The organism is Mesorhizobium sp. USDA 4775 (assembly GCF_054062655.1).
The window spans coordinates 233,837-256,129 of record NZ_JBSSFM010000002.1; the positions used below are offsets into that span (position 1 = coordinate 233,837).

Here is a 22,293-nt window from a genome sequence, read left to right on the forward strand (position 1 = left end):
CTCTAGCGCCTATCGGTCGCGCCGCCGTCATGCGCAATTCATATTCAATCATTCAATCGGGACATGGGGCATCGTCAACTTAACGGCCTGTGGAGTGCGGATTGAACTAAGCGGGGATGTCACATTAACGAGAAATACTACTATCTACTCGTCAAGCGGAAAAGTTTCGGGCAAAAGAAATCAAAGGGTTAGGGCGTCAAGAATCGGCGCGGCGCGATGGAAAAAGCTCTTTACTGAGTTAATGTGACATCCCCAGTGGGGAACCTCATTTGGGGCCGTCCAGGTGACGGAAGCGCCTCTCATCGAAAGCACACCAAGTTCCATTCATGAGCCTGCCATTGAACCGTGCGTCTATGCCGAGTGGAACGAAAAAGAAGCGGCACGAAGTTCGACCCCTTGTGAATTCAAACGCGCGCATGACCCAGCGCCTTGTTGATCGCGGGAATGATCTTGTCTCCCCAGAGTTCGATCTGGCGCAGCATTGTCCTTTGGTCGAAATCCCCCAACTGGGTCTGGATTGCGATCTGATCCGGTTTCAGAATATCGATCTCTTCCAGCAAGCGATCAATCACGCGATTCACGCTGCCGATCGGCATATTGTTGCGCATTGCCTCGAAGGACAGATCCTGCTGGGTGGGCGTTTCCTGCAGCAGGTAGCCGTCGTGGCTCTGCTGGCGGCGCTGATGCAGCGCCTCGGACAGGCGGCGCTGGAAGCGGGCGTTGTCGAGATAGCTCTTGATCTCCTCCCCGTCATCGCTGGCGTAGCAGCAACGCAGCAGCGATATCCTGGCGGCGGTGACATTCCTGTCCTCGGAAGCCGCCACCTCCTTGATCGCTCCGCGCAACGTGCTCAAAGTCTCCAGGCCGTCGTGGAATGCCGTGACAAAGAAATTGTGTCCCTCGCGGTAGGCCCGTTTCATGCGGGCCGGGCCGCCGGCCATCCAGATCGGCGGGGTCGGCCTCTGGACGGTGGGTACTGAAATCGCCGTCGGGGGTATTTTCTCATAGTGGCCATCGTGCTCGAAGATGTTCTGGTTGAGACCTTTCAGAAGGATGTCGAGGTGTTCCGAAAAGATGGCCGGCGCCTCATCGATATTGACGCCGAAGCGCTCGAACTCGAACTGTTGGTATCCAGAGCCGACGCCGAGTTCCAGGCGACCGTTCGCAAGGATATCGGCGAAGCCGATCTCGGAGAGCAGACGCTGCGGTTTGTAGAGCGGCAGCACGCAGATGGCAGTGCCGAGGCGAATGGTGCTCGTCACGCCGGCGCAGTGGGCCACCATCATCAACGGCGACGGGATCAGGCTGTAGTTGTTGAAGTGGTGTTCTGCGAACCAGGCTGTGCCGAAGCCGGCCTGCTCCGAAACGATGGCCTGTTCGATGGAGTTTCGGATGACGATGTCGGGTGATTGATGATAGCCACGTTGGGCGGCCAGGATGAAGGTGGCGAATTCCACTGTGTTTCCTTGTTTGCTGCTGGTTGGCGGATTTGGAAATGCGCTCGTCCGAGACACCGATTGTCTCGGATCGGGCGCCTGGCAGGGGCATAGTTTGCGATAAGCGGTTTTGTGATCCGCAGTTGCGGGCACGCCCCAGAGCTTGTCCCCGTGCCGAGGGACGTTGCCCCGCCGACATCTTCGATTGGGGCGGCGCTGCGGGCGCGTCCCAAGCCAAGGGTCTCCGCTTTCATGAACAGCACCCGGTCGCCTGGCGAATGGTCGATGTTCAAACAGCCGCCTGCGCAAAGCATTCGTCGTAGAGTTGGCTGGCGTTTCCTGCGTCACCGAACGCGGTCCAGCCGCCGTCCACATAGAGGATCGAGCCGTTGATGGATGAGGCGTCGGACGAAGCTAGGAAAAAAGCAGCATCTGCAACATCTTCCGGCCGTCCCATCCTACCCAAGGGGATTCGGCGTCCGATCGCTTTCGTATCGATGCGGCGGGCCTTCGCCAACTCGCTAATGGCAGGCGTGCGGATATAGCCAGGAGCGACAGTGGCAGTGCAAACGCCGACGGGCCCCAGTTCGGCCGCCATGCAGCGGATCAGCATATCCATCCCCGCCTTCGAGGCGCCATAGGCATGACGCGGCGCGAAGGGCAGAAAGCTGTTGATCGATCCTAGGTTGAGGATCACCCCGCCGGGGCGCATCATCTTGATCGCTTCACGCGCGCAAGTGAAGGCGCCGGTGAGATTAACATGCTGGACATGTTCGATCTCTGCAGGCAATTGTTCGATGCCCGCCACAAAAGTGTCGACAGAAGCACCATTGACAAGGATATCAAGACGCTCGAAGCGCCCCCGCAGCTCCTCAAACAGCGCCACCACCTCGCTCTCGATTCCACATCCACGGATTTCGCTATGTTCTTGCCGCCGAGCAATGCAGCCAGGAGTGTCGCTGCGGCGGTATCTTTGTCGGCGATCGACGGTGTCACCGTTCGCGGCAAAACGGACAGCAACAGCGGCGCCTATACCGTTGGCGCCACCTGTGACGAGCACGACTCGCGCGTCGGTGCGTTCGGCCAGAGAGGAAAGTTCTGTTCTGGGGAACCCTTCCACCTCAGGGCTGGCGTCCCCGGGTTGGTCGAATGACATCCAGCCGCCGTCGACCACTAGAACCGATCCAGTGACGTAGCCTGCCTTCGCGCTGGCCAGAAAATGCACAGCCCGGGCGATCTCCTCGGGGCGAGCCATGCGTCCCATTGGCACCCGACGGCGCATCGCCGAGAGGTTCATTTTGCCTGCTCGTTCCAGCTCTGCAATCATAGGCGAGCGCACGCAGCCCGGCGCTACCGCCGACACGCGGATGCCGCGAGAAGCCCACTCGCATGCAAGCGACTTCGTCAACGAGATCAGGCCCGCTTTCGAGGCTGCGTAGGCATTGCGCTTGGGATTGCTGGCCACGCCTGACATCGAAGCGACGTTGACGATGGCACCTCCCGGCCTCATGCGCCTCGCCGCCTCGCGCGCCATGAGGAACGGCCCAATCAGGTTTACTGCCAGGCCGCGTCGGAAGGCGTCGACATCGGTGTCGACAGTGGCAGCCATAGTGGGTCCCACTCCGGCGTTGTTGATGAGGACGCCGATCTGCCCGAACTGTGCTTCGACCCGGCCATAAAGCGCAACGATATCTTCCTCTCGTGAGACATCGCACTCAAGGCCAAAGTGCGGCTCGCCGAGATCGCAGGCCAGTTCAACCACGCCGCTCCCCGGAAGGTCCACCGCAACAATAGTGTCTCGATCTCCGGCAAGAACATCGACCAGGGCACGGCCGATCCCGCCCGCGGCACCTGTTATGATGACGACCCATCCTGCATGCTTCATGGGAACTTTCTGCAGGAGTCTCGGGAATCTCTGCCCTCGACGTCGTGCGGCCGAATGGTGTGCCGCGGTAGAGCACCTGTGCTGGTGCCGGTCGCTTGCGTTCCCAGACGTCGTCCGCGTGGGCTGCGGTCCAACTCTCGGTTGGATAGCCGAATGTGGTGAGCGACGCCTCGAGCACAGGCGCTTGCCTCGATGAGCGGCTCTGCCAAAGTCCAGCAAATCGATGTAGACCGGCCTCGCCACGCTCGTGGCCTCAGAGCAGAGCGCTGTCACGGTCACGCTGTCGCGGGGCAGAAAGGCTACCCTGCCGGCCGCATCTTTACCGTGCAGGGCGTCGCCAAGGCTGCTGTGGCGTAGCAGAGTTGTCATAAATTGTCGTCCCACCGATGTGGTTGTCCCGTTCAGAAGCTGTGAACGCGTTATCGCGAGAAGCAACGCGACGCTTTCCGATCGTGTAGACTGGATCGTTCGGATACGGTGCTCCGATCGGCTGTCGCAGGCCGAACCGTTCTGCCTCAAGCACCGCCGCTGGGATCTGCTCCTCGAGCCAATCGTAGACGACGGTCCGTTCGGCAATCCGCCACTCGCCTGCCCTCTTTTGAAAGAGATCGCAGTAGCGCCCGCTTAGCAGCATCTGGCGCATTTCTCCGTCTTTGTCCGGTCCGCGTTGCAGCGCGGTGAAATAGCTCTCGACTGCTGCCTCTGCCGGGTTGATGAATTCGACAAGGATGTTCGTGATCTGATGGATGTTGCGCGGTCCGGTCTTGAAGACACCGAGCGCAAACCGGATGAAGCCCTCTGCCGAACCGCAATAGGCCCCGTGATTGTCATGTGCATCAGGCCAGTAGGCGCTACGCAGCGCTGCCGCATCGGCGCGGTCTATCCCGCGGCAGTACCGATAGAGGCAGTCGCGGATCGCCTCACGGTCGAGTAGTTCGGTAAATGTTGCTTGGTCCATAGTCGCAAATTCCGTGGCGCTGAGGTGTTCCGGGAGCGCAGTCTTCCGTTTGCGCCTGGCCTCGGCTACTAGGCGCGCAGCAGGCGGATCGTCTATTTCCAGCGCTAGCTAGTTCGGGGCAAGATCGCACCCCATCTGCCGCAAGCAGTTGCTCCCCATCCGCAATATCAATGTCACCGGGTAGGATGTAGCCCGCCTCATCCAGCTTGAAGACTGCCGGCGCTCGCGCCCAGCATCGCGCATGACCCTGGCACCTGGCTTTGTGAACGATAATGCGCACGGCTACTCCCACGTCTGTGCCCAGCTCCGGGCGGCCTTGGTCAAGCCCAGTCCAGGATCAGATTTTCGATCCCGAACACATGGCCGCCATGGGTGATGGGTGCTGTTCCCTCCTTGATCCGAAAGGGCGGTATGCGCGCCAGCCACTCCTCCAGCCCAATGACAATTTCCCGCCGGGCGAGATGTGAGCCAAGGCAACGATGGGGACCATAGCCAAAGGCGGCGTGGCGGTTGCCCTCTCGCATCAGATCGACCGTGTTGGGGGCCTCGAATTCCGCGGGGTCACGATTTGCAATCATCGTGGCGCAGGAAACAAAGTCCCCCTTGTGGATCGGCGCACCTTTGAAATCGATATCTTTCCGTGCCACGCGGATCATCTGAACGCTCGGATAGGCGCGCAGCAATTCTTCGGCGGCGAGCACAATCCGGTCTGGTTCGTTCCGCAGCAATCCCTGGTCTTCGAGGTTGCGCGCGAGATAGGTCAAGTTGAAGCCAATGGCTGCAGCTACGGTGTCGAGCCCCGCCACGAAGGTAAGCACGCCAATGCCACGGACCTCCTGGTCCGTCAGCACGCGACCCTCGACCTGTGCATGCACGATGAAGCTCATGAAATCGTCGACGGGCTCTTTGCGGCGCAGCGCTGCCAGTTCGTCAATGAACGCAACAATCGTCCGAGCGGCCGCCGGCCGTCTGACATCGTCGCCGTGGAGCAGATCTTTCGCCCAGCCGACAAATGTATCGAGACGGTGATCCGGCAGTCCGAGAAAGCGAAGGAAGATGTTGACCGCGAAAGGAAAGGCGAAATCCTTCATCACGTCGCAGCTTGTGCCCGACGAGGCGATGCTGTCGATGAGCGTTATCGCTCGCTCGCGGATAGTCGGTTCAAATTCCGTTATACGCTGTGGCGAAAGCAGCGGATTGAGCAGTGAGCGAAAGACTCCATGGTACGGTGGATCGAGTTCGAGCGGGATCATCGGCCAGTCCTCGCCCAGTGCGGATGCGAAGATGCTGCGATGACTGGACAAGACTTCGGTCTCCTGCAGCACCCGGCGCTGATCTGCCGCGCGAGTGATGACCCAAGTACCCTGCCCAGCCCGCGTGTTCCAAGGCGAATAAAAGATCGGCGGTCCGGCATGCACGCAAGCGACTGCTGCGTGCGGATCGCCGTTGGGCGTCGGGGACATGCCTGGCGACGTAAAAAGACTGAAGTCTCCCACCATTTCCGGGGGGACATGATCTGGAACCGGGTTGGCCGCCATTTGGTTCTCCTGCGTTCAGGCGTTTACGCGCTCGACTGAGATACCGCTGAACTGCGTAACGCACTGCCGACATCGCCTCAGATGACATTGAGCAAATCGCGTGCCGAATAGGCGCACCGTTGGCGCTGCTCATATATCCGTAGTGGCCCCGGTGTGGGGCGACGCCTGGTAGGTCTTTCGACATTCTTGTCCGTTCCAGACACGACAACGTTGCGCATAGAAAGCTAACGAGGAGCCTAGTGAAGGAGGCTAAGGATCGAACGAGGTCCCTCCCAGACTGGGTGTGGCTCGGCGGTAGCGAACCCGCTCGCGAGCGCGAGCGCGCCCTCCACAAGCGCTGTAGGGAGCGAGCGGCTTTGCGGTGGCAATCGACAGTTCGCAGGTCAGGTTGGGGTTGCTGACACCAATTAATTCGTAGGAACGATCGATGACCGACGACATGATGAGCCTGCGCGCTCGTGGAGAAGGCTCCGTCAGCCGAGGCTATCGCGGGCCGCAAATAGCTGATCTTTGAAGATTGCTCCCCGACATTCTTCTGCGTCAGGATCACCTCGCCTGGCGGTGACGAGAGCCTCGTCGGACATCTGCTGCTAGCCGGAGAAATCCTGGACCGCACTGGTCGTACCGGCAACCCGGCCGTCGACTGCTGCGTCGCCGCCTGAGCCAAGAATCTAGCCGCCCTGCTCCGATAGCACGAACAGGATGCGCTGGCGTTCTTTGATGATACGGTCTGCTTTGGGCGGCGTTCAGCTTTGCATCCATCTCGCACGCTATCCTTTCGGACTTGGCATTAGACGCCGAGGGGCCTTGCTGGCGACGTGGACTGTTCGAGCATGCCTTTGTGGAGCCGTCCCTCAGGAAACTTGACGGAAGGCCCGATCGATTTCGACCACTTGCTGCCACCCGCCGCCGTACAGGGCCGGGATGTTGGACGTTCGATCGACGTACAGCTGACGCGTTAGCCCACATTGGGCAGCTTCCGGTTCTGGTACATCGCAACGGAAGCATTGATGGCTATGCTCGCGAACCGTGTAGGCGCTCTGGGGAATGGAAACTCCGATCGAGGCGAGCCGCGACGGATCGCAAAACCCGACTTAAACACCGCCTGTGAGAATATGTCATTAAGTCAGCATGTTAGGCGCGCGCCGGCGCGTGTTACCACTACATTTGGGGGGGATCTCAGGCGAGTTGTTCGTCGAGGTTGTGTGGCAGAGCGATGCCAGCTGCCTTGAAGACGTTGCCCACTTGGCCGGTGAGGTGAGTTCTGGTTGTGACGATGCGACCATCCTTTTCGATGGTGGCTTCCTGGAGGCGATCGAGATCGCGTAGGAGCGGCTGCCATTCGGGCGTCAGGCCTTTGGCCCGGCAGAGGCGGCGCAGTTCCTTGCTGAGCACGAGCGCCAGGAACGAGCAGAACACATGCCCGCGGATGGCGGCATCGGATTGGTGGAAGATCGGCCGGGTATTGAAGGTTGCCTTGGCGGCGCGGAACAGGCTCTCGACCTCGAGCAAATCGCGATACCGCAGCACGGCCTGGAGCGGGGTCACCTTCGCGTTGGTCCGCACCACGGTGATACCGTCGTAGCGGGCTTCCTCGGCAAGCTTGCCGACATCGATCTTGAAGTTCTTGCCGCCGGCCTTGAGGTAACGCCGGTAGGCCGAGTTGCCGACCAGTGCCTTGTCGCCCTTCTTGAGCTGTGCCTCGAGGCCGGCGATGATCGCCTGGCGGTCGGCCTTGTCCTTCTCGGCCTCGGCGTCATTGCGGCTGACGATGTAGCGGTCTTTACCGAACTTGACCTCTTTGACCCACAACTGAGTTTCACCGCGCTGGCGCTCGAGAACGAGCGGAACCATCGGCGCCGTGTCATTGAGCACGACGTTGTGGATCACGCTGCTCGAGCGTTCGCGGGCCCCCAGAATGTATTCCATGCCCAGCTTTTCGAGCGCGGCGATGGTATCGGCGCTGATCATGCCGCGATCGGCGACAACGCAGGCGCGTGTGACGCCGAAGCGCGTTCGCAGCCGATCGACCACCGGCAACAGGACGGTCACGTCAGCGGTGTTGCCAGGCACCATCTCGGTGCAGATCGGCCGGCCCTCGCCATCAACGACCAGCGCCAGGATCATTTGCGCCAGATCGGGGCGGAAGTCCTTGGAATGCCCGCGCTTGCCCAGCGTCTCGCCGCCCGCGCCGTAGAAGGATAACGAGGTTGTGTCCATGAACACAAGGCTGAGGTCGGTGAACAGGTCCTGCCGGCGCGCGAAGAGCTTTTCCTCGATCACGTCTTTCACGCAGCGCGCCACCAGCGCGCCTTGCGCCTTTTCGCCGCGTTCCTCGCCCAGCCACGCCATGGCCCGGTAAAAGTGATGGAGCGCCAGACCCTCGGCGCCCTCGATACCATAATCGGCCATCCAGTTCGCGCAGTCGCGGTCCGAGCCCGACACGAACAGCCGATGCAACGTGCCAATGAACACCGCCCGTTCCACCGCAAAGCCGAACTGGCGCCCTTCCAGCACCTCTTCCAGCACATCGCCAATCCCGAGCCGCTGCCACAGCCGCCCGAACAACAGCGGACCGCCAATGCGGCGAGAGGCAATCCGCCCCGCGTCAATGTCGGACAGGATGAGGCTGCGTTCGCCATGGCGCGCAATCGAGGCCGCCAATCTGTCAAGTTCGCCGCTGGCAACCAGCGCATCCTTGCGGCCCAGTGCCTTTATCGTGCGCTGGCGAACGGTTTTGCCGTCGCGGACACTTTCCACGAGGTAGAGATAGCGATGGCCGCGCGCGACTCTCTCAACGACAAACATGCCAGCGTTGTTAGTAAATAAATGCCGTCAAATCCAGACAAAACAGAGCAAACAGCACAAATGTTGTTACCACACATTTTCGCGCCCGAAATTCAAGGCAAATGAATTCAATGGCTTAACGGACAGTGTTCGCTATCCGTTCACGTCCAACTGTTCAAGTTGGGCCTAACCGGAACCATGCCGACACAGGATGCGGCGACAACTTCACCACCGATGAGTTCGCCGCCGCCGAGATCGACATCTTCGTCGGAGACCGGTCGAGAACGTTGTGCCGAGGCGATCAGGGGTGAATTGATCGACAGGGGATTTCTGTCTCTCAATGATGTCCGGCCGCAGTCGCTTCCTGACGTTCTGCGGGTAGCCACTGTCGCAAGTCCGACAAACTATGTCGGAGCAACCCATGATATCTGACGCGAAAGCCGATTGCCGGTCATAGTGCCGCCTTTTGAGTTGGCATTGCGCTTGCGCTTAGAACTGCGACGTCAACCCGCAACGGAGCCGTTCAATGTCCGCACCCGTGATTTCGGTCGAGAGCCTGACCGACACGAGGCTCTCCGACCAGTTGCTGGCGAGCGCGAATTCGGGTGGCTGCGCATCTACCTCCTGCGGCTCGTCAAGAAACCGGGACGAAATGAATCCGGCTATCTGGGAGAAGATCAAGGATCACCCCTGCTTTTCGGAGGAAGCGCATCACTATTTCGCGCGCATGCACGTCGCCGTCGCGCCGGCTTGCAATATCCAGTGCAACTACTGCAATCGTAAATATGACTGCGCCAACGAAAGCCGGCCTGGGGTCGTGTCGGAAAAGCTGACACCCGATCAGGCGCTACGCAAGGTTGTCGCGGTCGCCAATGAAGTGCCGCAGCTTTCCGTGCTCGGGATCGCCGGACCGGGCGATGCCTGTTGCGACTGGGAAAAGACGAAGGCAACGTTCGAACGAGTTGCCAAAGAAATCCCTGACATCAGGTTTTGCATTTCCACCAATGGGCTCGCGCTGCCGGACCACGTCGCCGAGCTTGCCGACATGAATGTCGATCACGTGACGATCACCATCAACATGGTCGACCCGGAAGTTGGCGCAAGGATTTATCCCTGGATCTTTTACGACCATCGCCGCTACGTCGGCATCGAAGCCGCCCGAATCCTGCACGAACGGCAGATGTCGAGCCTGGAGATGCTACGCGCGCGCGGCATCCTCACCAAAGTCAATTCGGTGATGATCCCCGGTGTGAACGACGAGCACCTGAACGAGGTGAACAAATGGGTCAAGGACCGCGGCGCGTTCCTGCACAACGTCATGCCTCTGATTTCCGATCCGTCACACGGTACGCACTACGGGCTGACCGGGCAGCGCGGCCCAAACGCAATGGAGATGAAGGCCCTTCAGGATCGTTTGGAAGGCGGCGCCAAGTTGATGCGCCACTGCCGGCAGTGCCGGGCAGATGCCGTCGGGCTGCTCGGCGAGGATCGAGGCCAGGAATTCACGCTCGACCGGATTCCCGGCGAGGTCACGTACGATGCCGGCAAGCGCGAGGCCTATCGGAAGCTGGTCGCGGACGAGCGCCGTGATCACGGGACGGCCAGGAGTGAGGCGATCGGAATGATCCAGGCAGCGGGCTCCGGCAAGTTCCTTCTCGTCGCGGTGGCGACGAAGGGCGGCGGCCGCGTCAACGAGCACTTCGGCCATGCGAAAGAATTCCAGGTTTATGAAGCCTCCTCGGAAGGGATCAGCTTTGTCGGGCACCGCAAGGTTGAGCAGTATTGCCTCGGTGGTTGGGGCGAAGACGGCGCTCTCGATGGCATCATCGCTGCGCTGGAAGACATAGACATCATGCTTTGTGCCAAGATCGGAGATTGCCCCAAGGATCAGCTCGCGGACGCCGGTATCCGAGCAATCGACGCTTACGGTCATGACTACATTGAGACGGCAATCGGCGCCATTTATGCCGTCGAGTCTGGCGTCCCGGCACTCACGGCGACCGCCTGAGCCGTCTCATTTCACTCGAACCAGGAGTCAAAATGGCTTTCAAGATCATCGCATCCCAATGCACGCAATGTGGCGCCTGCGAATTCGAATGCCCGTCCGGTGCGATCAAGTTCAAAGGCGAGAGCTACGTGGTCGAGCCGCAGAAGTGCACCGAATGTGAGGGAGCATTCGACACGCAGCAATGTGCCTCGGTATGCCCGGTGCCGAAGACCTGCGTTCCTGCCTGACCCCAATCAGGCTACCGCATAGCGGCTGCCTCCGGGGCCCGCGAACATCAACAACTGTAGCCTCAAAGAAACAAGGAACCGCCATGTGGCTCGCACGCGAACAGGAGGTCGAAATCCACAGGCCTCCCCGATTTAGGCCGGGAGAGCGGGTCCGTGCCACTCGTCACATAAAGAATGACGGCACCTATCCTGGCAGGGAGATCGGCGAAAATCTCGTGCGCAAGGGTGAAGAGGGTTATGTGCGCGACATCGGCACCTTTCTACAGCAGTTCTTTATCTATGCCGTCGAATGGATCGACCGTGGCACCATCGTTGGCATGCGAGCGCGTGAATTGATGAGCCTCGACAAAGCCGACCTTCCCTGCAGGGCCGAAGAAAACGCGAAGCAAGGAACGGCCCGATGAAAGTAATGATCCGTAGGAGTGATGCCGGATTGTCCGCGTATGTTCCCAAAAAAGATCTCGAGGAGGCGATTATCAAGTTCGAGAACCAAGACTTGTGGGGCGGGGTCGTAACGCTCAAGAACGGCTGGCGCCTCCTCCTACCCGATCTTCCCCCGAATACGCGTCTGCCGATCACCGTCGAGGCAAGGAAGCTTCCGGACGAGGACTGATGCTGAGCCTTAATCAGAGGCGTCGAGAGGAAACGAGCATGAACACGATCCCGACCTCCGGCCACCTCGTGGTCGTCCGCGACAGTTTTGCCCGAAAGCTGCTTGAGCTGGCCAGACGAGCGCTCGTCTGCGATCAGGTGATCCCGTATCTCGGTCCGGGTCTCCTCCGGCTGGCTCTGTCGCAAACCTTTCGGTAAGCGGACTATGACATGGAACGCCCCTCAGCTTTGGAGGAGTACGTGATGTTCAAGGGCCGCCATTTCGACCAGTCGGTGATCCTGCTGTGCGTACGGTGGTACTTGGCCTACAAGCTCAGCCTCCGCGATCTGGAAGAGATGATGGCCGAGCGCGGCTTGAACGTCGATCATTCCACCGTGCATCGCTGGGTCGTGCACTTCTCGCCGCAGCTGCTGGAGCGCTTCAACCGGCGCAAGCGCACCGTCACCGGGAAGTGGCACATGGACGAGACCTACATCAAGGTGCACGGCAAGTGGATGTATCTCTACCGCGCCATCGACAGCGTCGGCGACACGGTCGAGTTCTTCTTCAGCGAAAACCGTGACCTGCCGGCAGCCAAACGCTTCTTCCGCAAGGCCTTTGAGCGCCATGGCCGGCCGGATCGCATCGTCATCGACGGCAGCCAGACAAATCACGAGGCGATCCTTTCCTGCGATGCTGAAAGCCGTTTGCGGGATCGATCGCGGCGATCGCTGAAGCCGATCCGCACCCGCCAAAGCCAGTACCTCAACAATCGCATTGAGCAGGATCATCGACGGATCAAGTGCCGCATCAGCTCCATGCTCGGCTTCAAGGCGAAGGCGACCGCCGAAATTATCCTGTCTGGCATCGAGATGATCCACATGATGCGCAAACGGCAGGCGAGGTATGCCTACAATCCCAGCCCCTCAATCGCCGAGCAGTTCGCCATCCTCACGGCATAGAACGCCGACCCGGATTCCTGCCATCCTTTGTCCCGTTTCGATCTTTGCGACAGAACCGCCCTGGTTAAGGGCTCGCGCGCGAATGTGCGCAGCTTCGCCAGATGATCGACTGGACGAAGCACCGGATCGACTTCCTCGACCAGCGCCATCGCCTCGGCGTCAGCGCCGGTAAATTCTCGCACGCGGCTGGTAAACACGCTGCATCTGTGTATCAGCGTCTTAAGTGTCTTGATGACTGCCTTCCACGCGAGCAAGCGCGACAATGAATCGCAGGCCTGCACGGCGTAGAAACTCCTGGCTGTGGCGGCCAACGGTGGCTCATCCCTGAGCCAGACTAAGCCGTGTGCGCCGAGGTACGTCGCAAGCCAGATAACGGGGCGTTGTTTTCGTGGCCCGAAACCGAGGAGACGATAATGGCCAATGGTGACACTAATCTAGACCGTAATCTAGACCGTGGGGAACCGATAGCAAAGCAGTACTTGCTGTCAGAGGGGATCATTGGCGACAGTTTGCCTTTGCGCAATCTGCTTCAAACAGTCGCGCGCGTCGCTAAGTACAACTTTCCGGTTCTCTTGCGAGGCGAATCCGGTACCGGCAAGGAGCTGGTCGCCAAGGCTATTCACGAGTTGTCGCCCCGCGCCAAGCGGCCCCTGGTAAAGGTCAACTGTGCGTCGCTGACAGAAAGCGTCCTCGAATCCGAATTATTCGGTCATGAGAAGGGCGCATTCACAAGCGCATTCTACTCGCATAAGGGACGCTTTGAGCTCGCTCACAAGGGGACGTTATTCTTGGACGAGATCGGCGAGATCTCACCCTCGTTTCAGGCAAAGCTCTTACGCGTGCTGCAGGAGCAGGAGTTCGAGCGCGTCGGCGGCAACCAGACCATTAAAGTCGATGTTCGCATCATTGCCGCGACGAACAAGAATTTGGAAGAGGCCGTTGTAAAAAATGAATTCCGTGCCGACCTCTATTACCGCCTCAATGTGGTTCATTTGCTGGTGCCGGCGCTACGCGAAAGGCGCACTGATATTCCGCTCCTCGCAGCCGAGTTTCTCAAGAAGTTCAACGATGAGAACGGCGGTATGCTGACCTTCGATGCCAGTGCGATTGAAGTACTGACAAGCTGTGATTTTCCCGGCAACATTCGCGAGCTCGAAAACTGCGTGTATCGGACAGCGGTTCTGGCCGAGGGAGCATCAATCGGGAGAGGCGACTTTGCATGCTGTCGGGGCCAATGCTTCGCTGCGGCGTTGCATAAGCTCACATCTGGAGAACTCGCGCTGCGACCCCGGTCGAACATGCCGCAGCAAGCGATTTCGGCCCCCTCCGCCGCAGTCTCGTCAGAGGCTGGAGGACAGCCGCCGGCGCGGCCTGCCGACGCAGTCCACTTGAACAATGCCGATCGGATCACGGCCGCCATGGACATATGTGGCGGGGTCCAAGCGAAGGCCGCACGCCTGCTTGGACTGACACCGCGCCAGATTGGTTACGCGCTGAAAAAACACGCCATCAATGTGAAGCGTTTTTGAAACAAACGACCGACGATGGCAGCTGGGGCAAATCCGACTTGGTGCTTTGGCGACTCGAGACGAAACGACGGAGTTCTGGCGTCAGTGGGCGTTGTCACGTTGTTTGCAATGTGGCCGCGTGAGGCTGCTACCGCGCTTTTCAGGCAGGCAGTGCACTCACGGCTTCCCACGCGGCCATTGCCTGGCGTCGATGGGTTCGAATTTGTGCTGCCGAGCGGTTGGTCTGGGAGGGGACGAAGAGATTTCGGACGGCGGAGAAGATCGACACGAAATGCTGCAATGAGCCGACCGACCGGAAACCCTGTCGCGTTCGTTCCCGTTTTCGGAACGGCAGATGAGAATTCTCCGCCCGGTTGTTCAAGCCTTTATGCGAGCGGTGTTCCACGTTCGGCATGACCTGGCGTTTGGCCGCCCCGTAGGAGCGCAGTTTGTCGGTGATCATACGCTTTGGCGGCAGACCCTGCTTCTTCAGAAGTCGCGTCAGCAGGCGCCTGGCGGCCTTGGTGTTGCGACGCGTCTGGACAATCTCGTCGAGCACATATCCGTCCTGATCAACCGCTCTCCACAACCAGCACTTCTGACCGTTGATGCGCACCACGACTTCATCCAGATGCCAGACATCGTCTTTCGTTGGTGCCTTGCGGCGTATGCGGCGCGCATAATCAGGGCCGTGCTTTCGGCACCATCGGCGGATGGTCTCGTAGGAAACGACGATCCCGCGATCGAGCAGCATTTCCTCGACATCGCGCAGGCTCAGATTGAAGCGGAAGTAGAGCCAGACAGCACGGGCCACGATTTCGATCGGATAGCGGTGGTTCTTGTAGGTCGGTGCACTCACGGTCATGGGCGCGCTGCTACCTCAATTTCCTTACCCCTCAATCAATGTGACAGCACCGCTCAAAGACCACGACCCGGACAGTCCCGCCAGGCCGTGCCCCACCTTCGTCCCGTTCGAATCCGTGCTGAACCGGATCGAATGAGCGCGACACATTTGCGACGCTACAATGTCGAGAAGCCGACAAATCCGGTGATCCCGCTTGTGCTTCCGATGCAGCCAATTGAATTTCAAAGGGATAGCGGAGCGCAAAACGGTTGGCACAAATGATGCAGCCAACGAGATGAACTGCCAAACCCCATTTGGATAAAAGCTTAGCGAGACCGCCAATGCACATCGTAGTCTGCATCAAGCAGGTGCCAGATTCGACACAGATACGTGTCCATCCGGTGACGAACACGATCATGCGCCAGGGCGTGCCAACCATCATCAATCCTTATGACCTGTTCGCCCTCGAAGAAGCACTCAGACTGCGCGACGCCGATGGTGGCGAGGTTACCGTACTCACTATGGGGCCGCCAATGGCAGAGGATGCGCTACGCAAGGCGCTCGGCTACGGCGCCGATCGCGCAGTGCTCTTGACCGACCGCTATTTTGCCGGCTCAGACACGCTGGCGACTTCCTTCGCTCTTTCCCAGGCAATCGCAAAGGTTGGCGAGACGTTCGGCACGCCTGACATCGTCTTCACGGGCAAGCAGACGATCGACGGCGACACCGCCCAGGTCGGGCCAGGCATCGCCAGGCGTCTCAACCTCCTGCAACTCACCTATGTCGCGAAAATCGTCTCCCTTGATCTTGCTGCGGGGGAGATTAAAGTCCAGCGCCGTTGCGAGGGCGGCACGCAGATGCTGCAGAGCAGGCTGCCATGCCTCGTCACCATGCTGGAAGGCACCAACGAGATCCGCCGGGGTTCGATCGAGGACGCACTGCGCGCGGCGCGCAGCCGGGTCGTGAGGTGGAGTGCAGCCGACGCCGGCATCGAGGACTTCACCAGATGCGGACTGCGCGGCTCGCCGACGGTTGTCAAGCGCGTTTTCGCGCCTGCCGCGCGGGCAGAAAAGGCGGCGCAGATCGACACCGCTGAGAAGACGCTGCGCGACCTCGCCGACGAACTAACCGCCGCAATCTTCACCCGCCAGCCGGCGCTGGAACAGGAAGTCGCCTTCGACGGCGGCACGTGAGGCAAGGAGCAGACTATGGCTACCGCGAACCGCGAAACCCCTCGCCCTGCTGCCGGCCGAGCCGGAATAAAGAAGGAGCTGCCCGAGCGTTTCAAGGACTATCGGCATGTTTGGGTTTTCATCGAACTCGAGCGCGGCCAGGTCCATCCTGTATCCTTCGAGCTGCTCGGCGAAGGCCGCAAGCTTGCCGACAAGCTCGGCGTCCAAGTCGCGGGCGTCGTACTTGGACCAGCGGGAGGGGTCACCCAGCACGCAGTTGCCGAGGCCTTCGCCTACGGCGCCGACCTTGTCTACATCGTCGAAGCCCCGCTGCTTGCCGACTATCGAAACGAGCCTTTCACCAAGGCGATGACGGATCTGGTCGTTACCTACAAACCCGAGATCCTGCTTCTGGGTGCGACAACGCTCGGCAGGGATCTTGCCGGCTCCGTGGCGACAACCTTGCTGACAGGGCTCACGGCCGACTGTACCGAACTCGACGTGGATGCCGACGGTTCGCTCGCCGCGACCCGTCCGACTTTCGGCGGCTCCCTGTTATGCACCATCTATACGCTGAACTTCCGGCCGCAGATGGCGACAGTGCGACCGCGGGTCATGTCCATGCCGCAGCGGGTGGATAAGCCCGTCGAGCGCGTCATCCAGCACAAGCTGTCGGTAGCCGAGGACGACATCGTCACCAAGGTCCTCGGCTTCCTGCCGGATAGCCAGTCGGCGAAGGCAAATCTCGCCTATGCCGATGTCGTCGTTGCGGGAGGCCTCGGTCTCGGCGGGGCCGAGAACCTGCAGCTTGTGAAGAGTCTCGCGCGAGCGATCGGCGCCGAATATGGCTGTTCGCGCCCGCTGGTGCAGAAGGGCTGGATGTCTGCTGATCGGCAGATCGGCCAAACTGGCAAGACCATCCGGCCGAAGCTTTACATCGCGGCCGGGATTTCCGGCGCCATCCAGCACCGGGTTGCCGTCGAAGGCGCCGATCTCATCGTGGCCATCAACACCGACCCGAACGCGCCGATTTTCGATTTCGCTCACCTCGGCATCGTCACTGATGCGATCCGCTTCCTGCCCGCCCTGACGGAAGCCTTCACCCGCCGGCTGTCGCCGCACAGTCGCGACAAGCTTGCAAGCTAAAAGAGACTGACATGATCGAGGAAGAATTCGACGCCATTGTCATCGGGGCCGGCATGTCCGGGAACGCAGCTGCTTACACCATGGCAAGCCAAGGCCTGAAGGTGCTGCAGTTGGAGCGCGGTGAATATCCGGGCTCCAAGAATGTCCAAGGTGCCATCATGTACGCGAACATGCTGGAGGAAATCATCCCCGATTTCCGGGATGACGCGCCTCTCGAGCGGCATTTGGTTGAACAGCGGCTTTGGGTGATGGACGACACGTCGCACACCGGCATTCACTATCGGTCGGACGACTTCAATGAGGCAAAGCCCAACCGCTACACGATCATCCGTACCCAGTTCGATAAATGGTTTTCGCGTAAGGTGCGCGAGGCCGGCGCGACTGTTCTGTGCGAAACGACCGTGACGGAACTCGTGCGTGATGCCAAGGGCAAAGTGATCGGCGTCCGCACGGATCGGGCCGGCGGGGCGATCTACACGGACGTGGTCGTTCTTGCAGAAGGCGTCGGCGGACTGCTTGGCACGCGAGGCGGCCTGCGCAAGATGCTGAAGCCGGAAGCCGTTGCGCTCGCCGTCAAGGAAATGCATTTTCTGCCCGAAGAGGTTATTGAGCAGCGGTTCGGCCTCAAGGGCGGTGAAGGCTGCGTGATCGAGGCGGTGGGCACAATCTCACGCGGCATGACCGGGCTCGGATTCCTCTACACCAACAAGGAGTCGATCTCACTGGGCATCGGCTGCCTCGTCTCGGATTTCGCCGCGATGAGGGAGAGCCCTTACGCCCTGCTCGACGCGTTAAAAAGCCATCCTTCGATCCGGCCGCTGATTGCCGGCTCGGAGGTGAAAGAATATGCCGCGCATCTCATTCCCGAAGGCGGCTTCAAGGCGATTCCCCAGCTCTTTGGCGACGGTTGGGTCGTGGTCGGCGATGCGGCGCAATTGAACAACGCTGTTCACCGCGAGGGTTCGAACCTCGCCATGACCTCCGGGCGCATCGCGGCTGAGGCAATTGTCCAGGTCAAGAGCCGCAACGATCCTATGACCAAACTGAACCTCGCCCTTTACAAGACGATGCTGGATGAATCCTTCGTGGTGAAGGACCTGCGGAAATACAAAGACATGCCAGCCTTACTCCATAATAACGCCGGTAATTTCTTCACGACCTACCCACGGTTAATGTCGGAAGCCGCGCAGAACTTCATGCGGGTCGACGGCACGCCAAAGATCGAGAAGGAAAAGGCGACCACGGCAGCCTTCATCAAAGCGCGATCGCGGTTGGGTCTGGTCAGCGACGCGGTCCGCCTGGCATTGGCGTGGCGGTGAGGCACTGACGACATGACGAACCCAGTGACGAATTTGCGTGTCGAGGACAAGCTCTACCAGAACCGCTATCTGGTGGAGCCCGGCCGTCCGCATATCAAAGTGCGACCGCACGCGTGGCCAAGTGCGAACCTTCTCGCGCTGACCCTCGTCTGTCCGGCGAAATGCTACGAGTTGTACGACAAGGGTCAAGTCGAGATCACCCCCGACGGCTGCATGGAGTGCGGCACCTGCCGCATCTTGTGCGAGACCAGTGGCGAGATCGAGTGGAACTATCCGCGCGGCGGCTTCGGTGTCCTCTTTAAGTTCGGATGACCACGCGCCGTTTCAACAGTGTGAACCGTTAGGGCTGAAGTTGCAGCACACCCCGATTCAATGGTCATCATCACAGATGAAGAGAAGCTGGTGAATACTGTGCATTCATAACTCAATTACGAAACGGCGCTTGGGGAGGAGCACCTGGATAACAACGCCTGAGGTGTTTCCATGGCCCGACTTAAACACCGCCTGTGAGAATATGTCATTAAGTCAGCATGTTAGGCGCGCGCCGGCGCGTGTTACCACTACATTTTGGGGGGATCTCAGGCGAGTTGTTCGTCGAGGTTGTGTGGCAGAGCGATGCCAGCTGCCTTGAAGACGTTGCCCACTTGGCCGGTGACGTGAGTTCTGGTTGTGACGATGCGACCATCCTTTTCGATGGTGGCTTCCTGGAGGCGATCGAGATCGCGTAGGAGCGGCTGCCATTCGGGCGTCAGGCCTTTGGCCCGGCAGAGGCGGCGCAGTTCCTTGCTGAGCACGAGCGCCAGGAAACGAGCAGAACACATGCCCGCGGATGGCGGCATCGGATTGGTGGAAGATCGGCCGGGTATTGAAGGTTGCCTTGGCGGCGCGGAACAGGCTCTCGACCTCGAGCAAATCGCGATACCGCAGCACGGCCTGGAGCGGGGTCACCTTCGCGTTGGTCCGCACCACGGTGATACCGTCGTAGCGGGCTTCCTCGGCAAGCTTGCCGACATCGATCTTGAAGTTCTTGCCGCCGGCCTTGAGGTAACGCCGGTAGGCCGAGTTGCCGACCAGTGCCTTGTCGCCCTTCTTGAGCTGTGCCTCGAGGCCGGCGATGATCGCCTGGCGGTCGGCCTTGTCCTTCTCGGCCTCGGCGTCATTGCGGCTGACGATGTAGCGGTCTTTACCGAACTTGACCTCTTTGACCCACAACTGAGTTTCACCGCGCTGGCGCTCGAGAACGAGCGGAACCATCGGCGCCGTGTCATTGAGCACGACGTTGTGGATCACGCTGCTCGAGCGTTCGCGGGCCCCCAGAATGTATTCCATGCCCAGCTTTTCGAGCGCGGCGATGGTATCGGCGCTGATCATGCCGCGATCGGCGACAACGCAGGCGCGTGTGACGCCGAAGCGCGTTCGCAGCCGATCGACCACCGGCAACAGGACGGTCACGTCAGCGGTGTTGCCAGGCACCATCTCGGTGCAGATCGGCCGGCCCTCGCCATCAACGACCAGCGCCAGGATCATTTGCGCCAGATCGGGGCGGAAGTCCTTGGAATGCCCGCGCTTGCCCAGCGTCTCGCCGCCCGCGCCGTAGAAGGATAACGAGGTTGTGTCCATGAACACAAGGCTGAGGTCGGTGAACAGGTCCTGCCGGCGCGCGAAGAGCTTTTCCTCGATCACGTCTTTCACGCAGCGCGCCACCAGCGCGCCTTGCGCCTTTTCGCCGCGTTCCTCGCCCAGCCACGCCATGGCCCGGTAAAAGTGATGGAGCGCCAGACCCTCGGCGCCCTCGATACCATAATCGGCCATCCAGTTCGCGCAGTCGCGGTCCGAGCCCGACACGAACAGCCGATGCAACGTGCCAATGAACACCGCCCGTTCCACCGCAAAGCCGAACTGGCGCCCTTCCAGCAGGCGTTGTTGCGTGGATCACCCGGCGACTGATATTGAGCGGTGGTTTTCAGTCTCCTGATCCGGATTTCGACGATGCCGCACAAGTTCAATGCCGATCGGCGGGACAAGATTGCCAAGCAGAAATATCGAGTGACGAATTGGCCGGCATATAATGAAAGCCTGCGTCAACGTGGTGATTTGACCATCTGGGTGAAGGATGAGGCCCTGTCTTTATGGACGGCGCGGAGGCGGACATCGCGGGGTGGTCAGCCGAAATACTCGGATCTGGCGATTACGTTGTGCTTGACCCTGCGCGTCGTCTACGGGCTGGCGCTACGCCAGACCCAAGGCTTGATGCGCAGTGTCGCGGCGCTGATGGGGTTCGATATTGCCGTGCCTGACTTCTCCACCCTGTCTCGCCGGAGCAAAGGGCTGGCGTTGCCGTCGACAAAGTCCCGAGCCACAACATCAGGTCCGGTCCATCTGGTTGTCGACAGCACCGGCTTGAAGGTCTTCGGCGAGGGTGAGTGGCTGGAAAACAAGCACAAACCAAGGGCAAACGCAAAAGATGGCGCAAACTGCACCTTGGTCTCAATCTTGTCAGTGGTGAGATTGTTTGTTCCGATCTGACCGTGGATGATGTCGGCGATCCGACAGCGTTACCAGGACTTCTGGACCAGATCGGTGGCCCCGTCGAGAAGTTCATTGCCGACGGCGCCTATGATGGAACGCCAACCCGAGATCTTCTGGCGACACGCTTTGGTGAGATCGTGGAGGTCATTATCCCACCTCCCAAGACGGCTCTGTCGCAAACCTTTCGGTAAGCGGACTATGACATGGAACGCCCCTCAGCTTTGGAGGAGTACGTGATGTTCAAGGGCCGCCATTTCGACCAGTCGGTGATCCTGCTGTGCGTACGGTGGTACTTGGCCTACAAGCTCAGCCTCCGCGATCTGGAAGAGATGATGGCCGAGCGCGGCTTGAACGTCGATCATTCCACCGTGCATCGCTGGGTCGTGCACTTCTCGCCGCAGCTGCTGGAGCGCTTCAACCGGCGCAAGCGCACCGTCACCGGGAAGTGGCACATGGACGAGACCTACATCAAGGTGCACGGCAAGTGGATGTATCTCTACCGCGCCATCGACAGCGTCGGCGACACGGTCGAGTTCTTCTTCAGCGAAAACCGTGACCTGCCGGCAGCCAAACGCTTCTTCCGCAAGGCCTTTGAGCGCCATGGCCGGCCGGATCGCATCGTCATCGACGGCAGCCAGACAAATCACGAGGCGATCCTTTCCTGCGATGCTGAAAGCCGTTTGCGCGATCGATCGCGGCGATCGCTGAAGCCGATCCGCACCCGCCAAAGCCAGTACCTCAACAATCGCATTGAGCAGGATCATCGACGGATCAAGTGCCGCATCAGCTCCATGCTCGGCTTCAAGGCGAAGGCGACCGCCGAAATTATCCTGTCTGGCATCGAGATGATCCACATGATGCGCAAACGGCAGGCGAGGTATGCCTACAATCCCAGCCCCTCAATCGCCGAGCAGTTCGCCATCCTCACGGCATAGAACGCCGACCCGGATTCCTGCCATCCTTTGTCCCGTTTCGATCTTTGCGACAGAACCGCGCTGAGACCCAGATGGGTCGATGGAAGGCTGTGATCGGGCCCAAACTCAAAGCGCGACATTTTGACAATCAGAAGACTGAAGCGAAGATTGGCGTCCGTGTTCTTAACCGGATGACAGAACTTGGCCGGCCCAAGTTCGAGCGCGTTGCATGAAAAATGCAGTGGATAGGGTTGCCTCGTCCAAAGTCTGATCCATGCAACAGGGCTCGTTCGAGGCCCCTTCCAGAAGCTGCTTTCGCCAATCCGTGATCTGGTTCGCATGCACATCATATTGCTGCGCCAGCTCGGCCAGCGTCTTTTCTCCCTTGATCGCCGCAAGCGCAACTTTCGCCTTGAAAGCCGGGCTGTGGTTCCGGCGTGGTCGTCTGATCATTCGTCATTCTCCTGT

20 protein-coding genes and 4 pseudogenes are annotated in these 22,293 nt (G+C 60.0%); 14 read left to right on the plus strand and 10 right to left on the minus strand.

Translation table 11 applies throughout. The features are described 5' to 3' along the window. Positions 1-404: 404 nt before the first annotated feature. The 6 genes from ACVILI_RS33020 to ACVILI_RS33045 all read right to left on the minus strand — a co-directional run bounded on the left by ACVILI_RS33020 (position 405) and on the right by ACVILI_RS33045 (position 8,625). Positions 405-1,457, minus strand: a complete 1,053-nt coding sequence (locus ACVILI_RS33020) for an LLM class flavin-dependent oxidoreductase (protein ID WP_038654993.1) — start codon at positions 1,455-1,457, stop codon at positions 405-407. 268 nt (positions 1,458-1,725) lie between these two features. Next, positions 1,726-3,321: an SDR family oxidoreductase gene (locus tag ACVILI_RS33025; RefSeq protein ID WP_240565366.1), complete on the minus strand. Its 1,596-nt coding sequence runs from the start codon at positions 3,319-3,321 to the stop codon at positions 1,726-1,728. Between the two features lie 319 nt (positions 3,322-3,640). Next, entirely contained in the window at positions 3,641-4,279 is a 639-nt protein-coding gene (locus ACVILI_RS33030) for a nuclear transport factor 2 family protein (protein WP_240565367.1), read from the minus strand. Next, positions 4,242-4,571, minus strand: a complete 330-nt coding sequence (locus ACVILI_RS33035) for a ferredoxin (protein ID WP_338100942.1) — start codon at positions 4,569-4,571, stop codon at positions 4,242-4,244. The genes ACVILI_RS33030 and ACVILI_RS33035 overlap by 38 nt, the downstream gene beginning before the upstream one ends. Positions 4,572-4,599: 28 nt before the next feature. Then, entirely contained in the window at positions 4,600-5,817 is a 1,218-nt protein-coding gene (locus tag ACVILI_RS33040; RefSeq protein ID WP_240565368.1) for a cytochrome P450, read from the minus strand. Positions 5,818-6,996: 1,179 nt separating this feature from the next. Continuing rightward, complete coding sequence (locus ACVILI_RS33045; protein WP_457102791.1) at positions 6,997-8,625, minus strand: IS1634 family transposase; 1,629 nt, start codon at positions 8,623-8,625, stop codon at positions 6,997-6,999. Positions 8,626-9,130: 505 nt separating this feature from the next. Here ACVILI_RS33045 and nifB point away from each other — a divergent pair. From nifB to ACVILI_RS33075, 6 genes and pseudogenes are all read left to right on the plus strand, one after another. Further along, on the plus strand, positions 9,131-10,612 hold the full coding sequence (nifB, locus tag ACVILI_RS33050) for a nitrogenase cofactor biosynthesis protein NifB (RefSeq protein WP_091586658.1): 1,482 nt from the start codon (positions 9,131-9,133) through the stop codon (positions 10,610-10,612). An 8-nt stretch (positions 10,613-10,620) separates the two neighbouring features. Beyond that, on the plus strand, positions 10,621-10,839 hold the full coding sequence (locus ACVILI_RS33055) for a 4Fe-4S dicluster domain-containing protein (protein WP_240565499.1): 219 nt from the start codon (positions 10,621-10,623) through the stop codon (positions 10,837-10,839). Between the two features lie 83 nt (positions 10,840-10,922). Continuing rightward, positions 10,923-11,243: a nitrogen fixation protein NifZ gene (locus ACVILI_RS33060; protein ID WP_038655039.1), complete on the plus strand. Its 321-nt coding sequence runs from the start codon at positions 10,923-10,925 to the stop codon at positions 11,241-11,243. After that, entirely contained in the window at positions 11,240-11,452 is a 213-nt protein-coding gene (gene nifT, locus ACVILI_RS33065) for a putative nitrogen fixation protein NifT (protein ID WP_038655042.1), read from the plus strand. The genes ACVILI_RS33060 and nifT overlap by 4 nt, the downstream gene beginning before the upstream one ends. A gap of 38 nt (positions 11,453-11,490) precedes the next feature. Further along, positions 11,491-11,637 (plus strand): annotated as a pseudogene (locus ACVILI_RS33070) (SIR2 family protein); the annotation flags it as partial. A 57-nt stretch (positions 11,638-11,694) separates the two neighbouring features. Next, on the plus strand, positions 11,695-12,393 hold the full coding sequence (locus ACVILI_RS33075) for an IS6 family transposase (protein ID WP_457102804.1): 699 nt from the start codon (positions 11,695-11,697) through the stop codon (positions 12,391-12,393). Here ACVILI_RS33075 and ACVILI_RS33080 read toward each other — a convergent pair. Beyond that, positions 12,342-12,704: a hypothetical protein gene (locus tag ACVILI_RS33080; RefSeq protein ID WP_457102762.1), complete on the minus strand. Its 363-nt coding sequence runs from the start codon at positions 12,702-12,704 to the stop codon at positions 12,342-12,344. The two genes, ACVILI_RS33075 and ACVILI_RS33080, sit on opposite strands and share 52 nt — an antisense overlap. Before the next feature lie 93 nt (positions 12,705-12,797). Here ACVILI_RS33080 and nifA point away from each other — a divergent pair. Beyond that, positions 12,798-13,922: pseudogene (gene nifA, locus ACVILI_RS33085) on the plus strand (nif-specific transcriptional activator NifA); the annotation flags it as partial. Positions 13,923-14,061: 139 nt separating this feature from the next. On the opposite strand, the gene ACVILI_RS33090 reads toward nifA, so the two are convergent. Next, a complete protein-coding gene (locus tag ACVILI_RS33090; protein WP_038655013.1) occupies positions 14,062-14,766 on the minus strand; it encodes an IS6 family transposase in 705 nt (234 codons plus the stop codon). 320 nt (positions 14,767-15,086) lie between these two features. On the opposite strand from ACVILI_RS33090, the gene ACVILI_RS33095 reads away from it, so the two are divergent. From ACVILI_RS33095 to ACVILI_RS33110, 4 genes are read left to right on the plus strand one after another with little or no spacing between them, the layout of a single operon-like run. After that, a complete protein-coding gene (locus tag ACVILI_RS33095) occupies positions 15,087-15,938 on the plus strand; it encodes an electron transfer flavoprotein subunit beta/FixA family protein (protein WP_038655016.1) in 852 nt (283 codons plus the stop codon). 15 nt (positions 15,939-15,953) lie between these two features. After that, a complete protein-coding gene (locus ACVILI_RS33100; protein ID WP_038655019.1) occupies positions 15,954-17,063 on the plus strand; it encodes an electron transfer flavoprotein subunit alpha/FixB family protein in 1,110 nt (369 codons plus the stop codon). A gap of 11 nt (positions 17,064-17,074) precedes the next feature. After that, the gene (locus ACVILI_RS33105; RefSeq protein WP_038655022.1) at positions 17,075-18,382 is read left to right on the plus strand and encodes an FAD-binding protein; all 1,308 of its coding nucleotides are present in this window, start codon (positions 17,075-17,077) and stop codon (positions 18,380-18,382) included. A gap of 12 nt (positions 18,383-18,394) precedes the next feature. Further along, on the plus strand, positions 18,395-18,694 hold the full coding sequence (locus tag ACVILI_RS33110) for a ferredoxin family protein (RefSeq protein WP_038655026.1): 300 nt from the start codon (positions 18,395-18,397) through the stop codon (positions 18,692-18,694). Between the two features lie 266 nt (positions 18,695-18,960). On the opposite strand, the pseudogene ACVILI_RS33115 reads toward ACVILI_RS33110, so the two are convergent. Further along, positions 18,961-20,305, minus strand: a pseudogene (locus ACVILI_RS33115) (IS1634 family transposase); the annotation flags it as partial. A gap of 66 nt (positions 20,306-20,371) precedes the next feature. Here ACVILI_RS33115 and ACVILI_RS33120 point away from each other — a divergent pair. From ACVILI_RS33120 to ACVILI_RS33130, 3 genes are read left to right on the plus strand one after another with little or no spacing between them, the layout of a single operon-like run. After that, complete coding sequence (locus ACVILI_RS33120) at positions 20,372-20,908, plus strand: IS5 family transposase (protein ID WP_457102792.1); 537 nt, start codon at positions 20,372-20,374, stop codon at positions 20,906-20,908. Then, positions 20,806-21,102, plus strand: a complete 297-nt coding sequence (locus ACVILI_RS33125) for a transposase (RefSeq protein ID WP_457102793.1) — start codon at positions 20,806-20,808, stop codon at positions 21,100-21,102. The genes ACVILI_RS33120 and ACVILI_RS33125 overlap by 103 nt, the downstream gene beginning before the upstream one ends. Before the next feature lie 45 nt (positions 21,103-21,147). Further along, positions 21,148-21,846: an IS6 family transposase gene (locus ACVILI_RS33130; protein ID WP_457102804.1), complete on the plus strand. Its 699-nt coding sequence runs from the start codon at positions 21,148-21,150 to the stop codon at positions 21,844-21,846. 273 nt (positions 21,847-22,119) lie between these two features. Here ACVILI_RS33130 and ACVILI_RS33135 read toward each other — a convergent pair. After that, a pseudogene (locus ACVILI_RS33135) lies at positions 22,120-22,278 on the minus strand (transposase); the annotation flags it as partial. Positions 22,279-22,293: the final 15 nt, after the last annotated feature.

What these genes read in the sequence shown, in the direction of transcription:
- ACVILI_RS33025 (WP_240565366.1), bottom strand. Translation starts at nt 3,321, where the DNA reads ATGAAGCATGCAGGATGGGTCGTCATCATAACAGGTGCCGCGGGCGGG.
- ACVILI_RS33030 (WP_240565367.1), bottom strand. Translation starts at nt 4,279, where the DNA reads ATGGACCAAGCAACATTTACCGAACTACTCGACCGTGAGGCGATCCGC.
- ACVILI_RS33040 (WP_240565368.1), bottom strand. Translation starts at nt 5,817, where the DNA reads ATGGCGGCCAACCCGGTTCCAGATCATGTCCCCCCGGAAATGGTGGGA.
- ACVILI_RS33045 (WP_457102791.1), bottom strand. Translation starts at nt 8,625, where the DNA reads ATGTTTGTCGTTGAGAGAGTCGCGCGCGGCCATCGCTATCTCTACCTC.
- nifB (WP_091586658.1), top strand. Translation starts at nt 9,131, where the DNA reads ATGTCCGCACCCGTGATTTCGGTCGAGAGCCTGACCGACACGAGGCTC.
- ACVILI_RS33060 (WP_038655039.1), top strand. Translation starts at nt 10,923, where the DNA reads ATGTGGCTCGCACGCGAACAGGAGGTCGAAATCCACAGGCCTCCCCGA.
- nifT (WP_038655042.1), top strand. Translation starts at nt 11,240, where the DNA reads ATGAAAGTAATGATCCGTAGGAGTGATGCCGGATTGTCCGCGTATGTT.
- ACVILI_RS33075 (WP_457102804.1), top strand. Translation starts at nt 11,695, where the DNA reads ATGTTCAAGGGCCGCCATTTCGACCAGTCGGTGATCCTGCTGTGCGTA.
- ACVILI_RS33090 (WP_038655013.1), bottom strand. Translation starts at nt 14,766, where the DNA reads ATGACCGTGAGTGCACCGACCTACAAGAACCACCGCTATCCGATCGAA.
- ACVILI_RS33095 (WP_038655016.1), top strand. Translation starts at nt 15,087, where the DNA reads ATGCACATCGTAGTCTGCATCAAGCAGGTGCCAGATTCGACACAGATA.
- ACVILI_RS33100 (WP_038655019.1), top strand. Translation starts at nt 15,954, where the DNA reads ATGGCTACCGCGAACCGCGAAACCCCTCGCCCTGCTGCCGGCCGAGCC.
- ACVILI_RS33105 (WP_038655022.1), top strand. Translation starts at nt 17,075, where the DNA reads ATGATCGAGGAAGAATTCGACGCCATTGTCATCGGGGCCGGCATGTCC.
- ACVILI_RS33110 (WP_038655026.1), top strand. Translation starts at nt 18,395, where the DNA reads ATGACGAACCCAGTGACGAATTTGCGTGTCGAGGACAAGCTCTACCAG.
- ACVILI_RS33120 (WP_457102792.1), top strand. Translation starts at nt 20,372, where the DNA reads ATGCCGCACAAGTTCAATGCCGATCGGCGGGACAAGATTGCCAAGCAG.
- ACVILI_RS33130 (WP_457102804.1), top strand. Translation starts at nt 21,148, where the DNA reads ATGTTCAAGGGCCGCCATTTCGACCAGTCGGTGATCCTGCTGTGCGTA.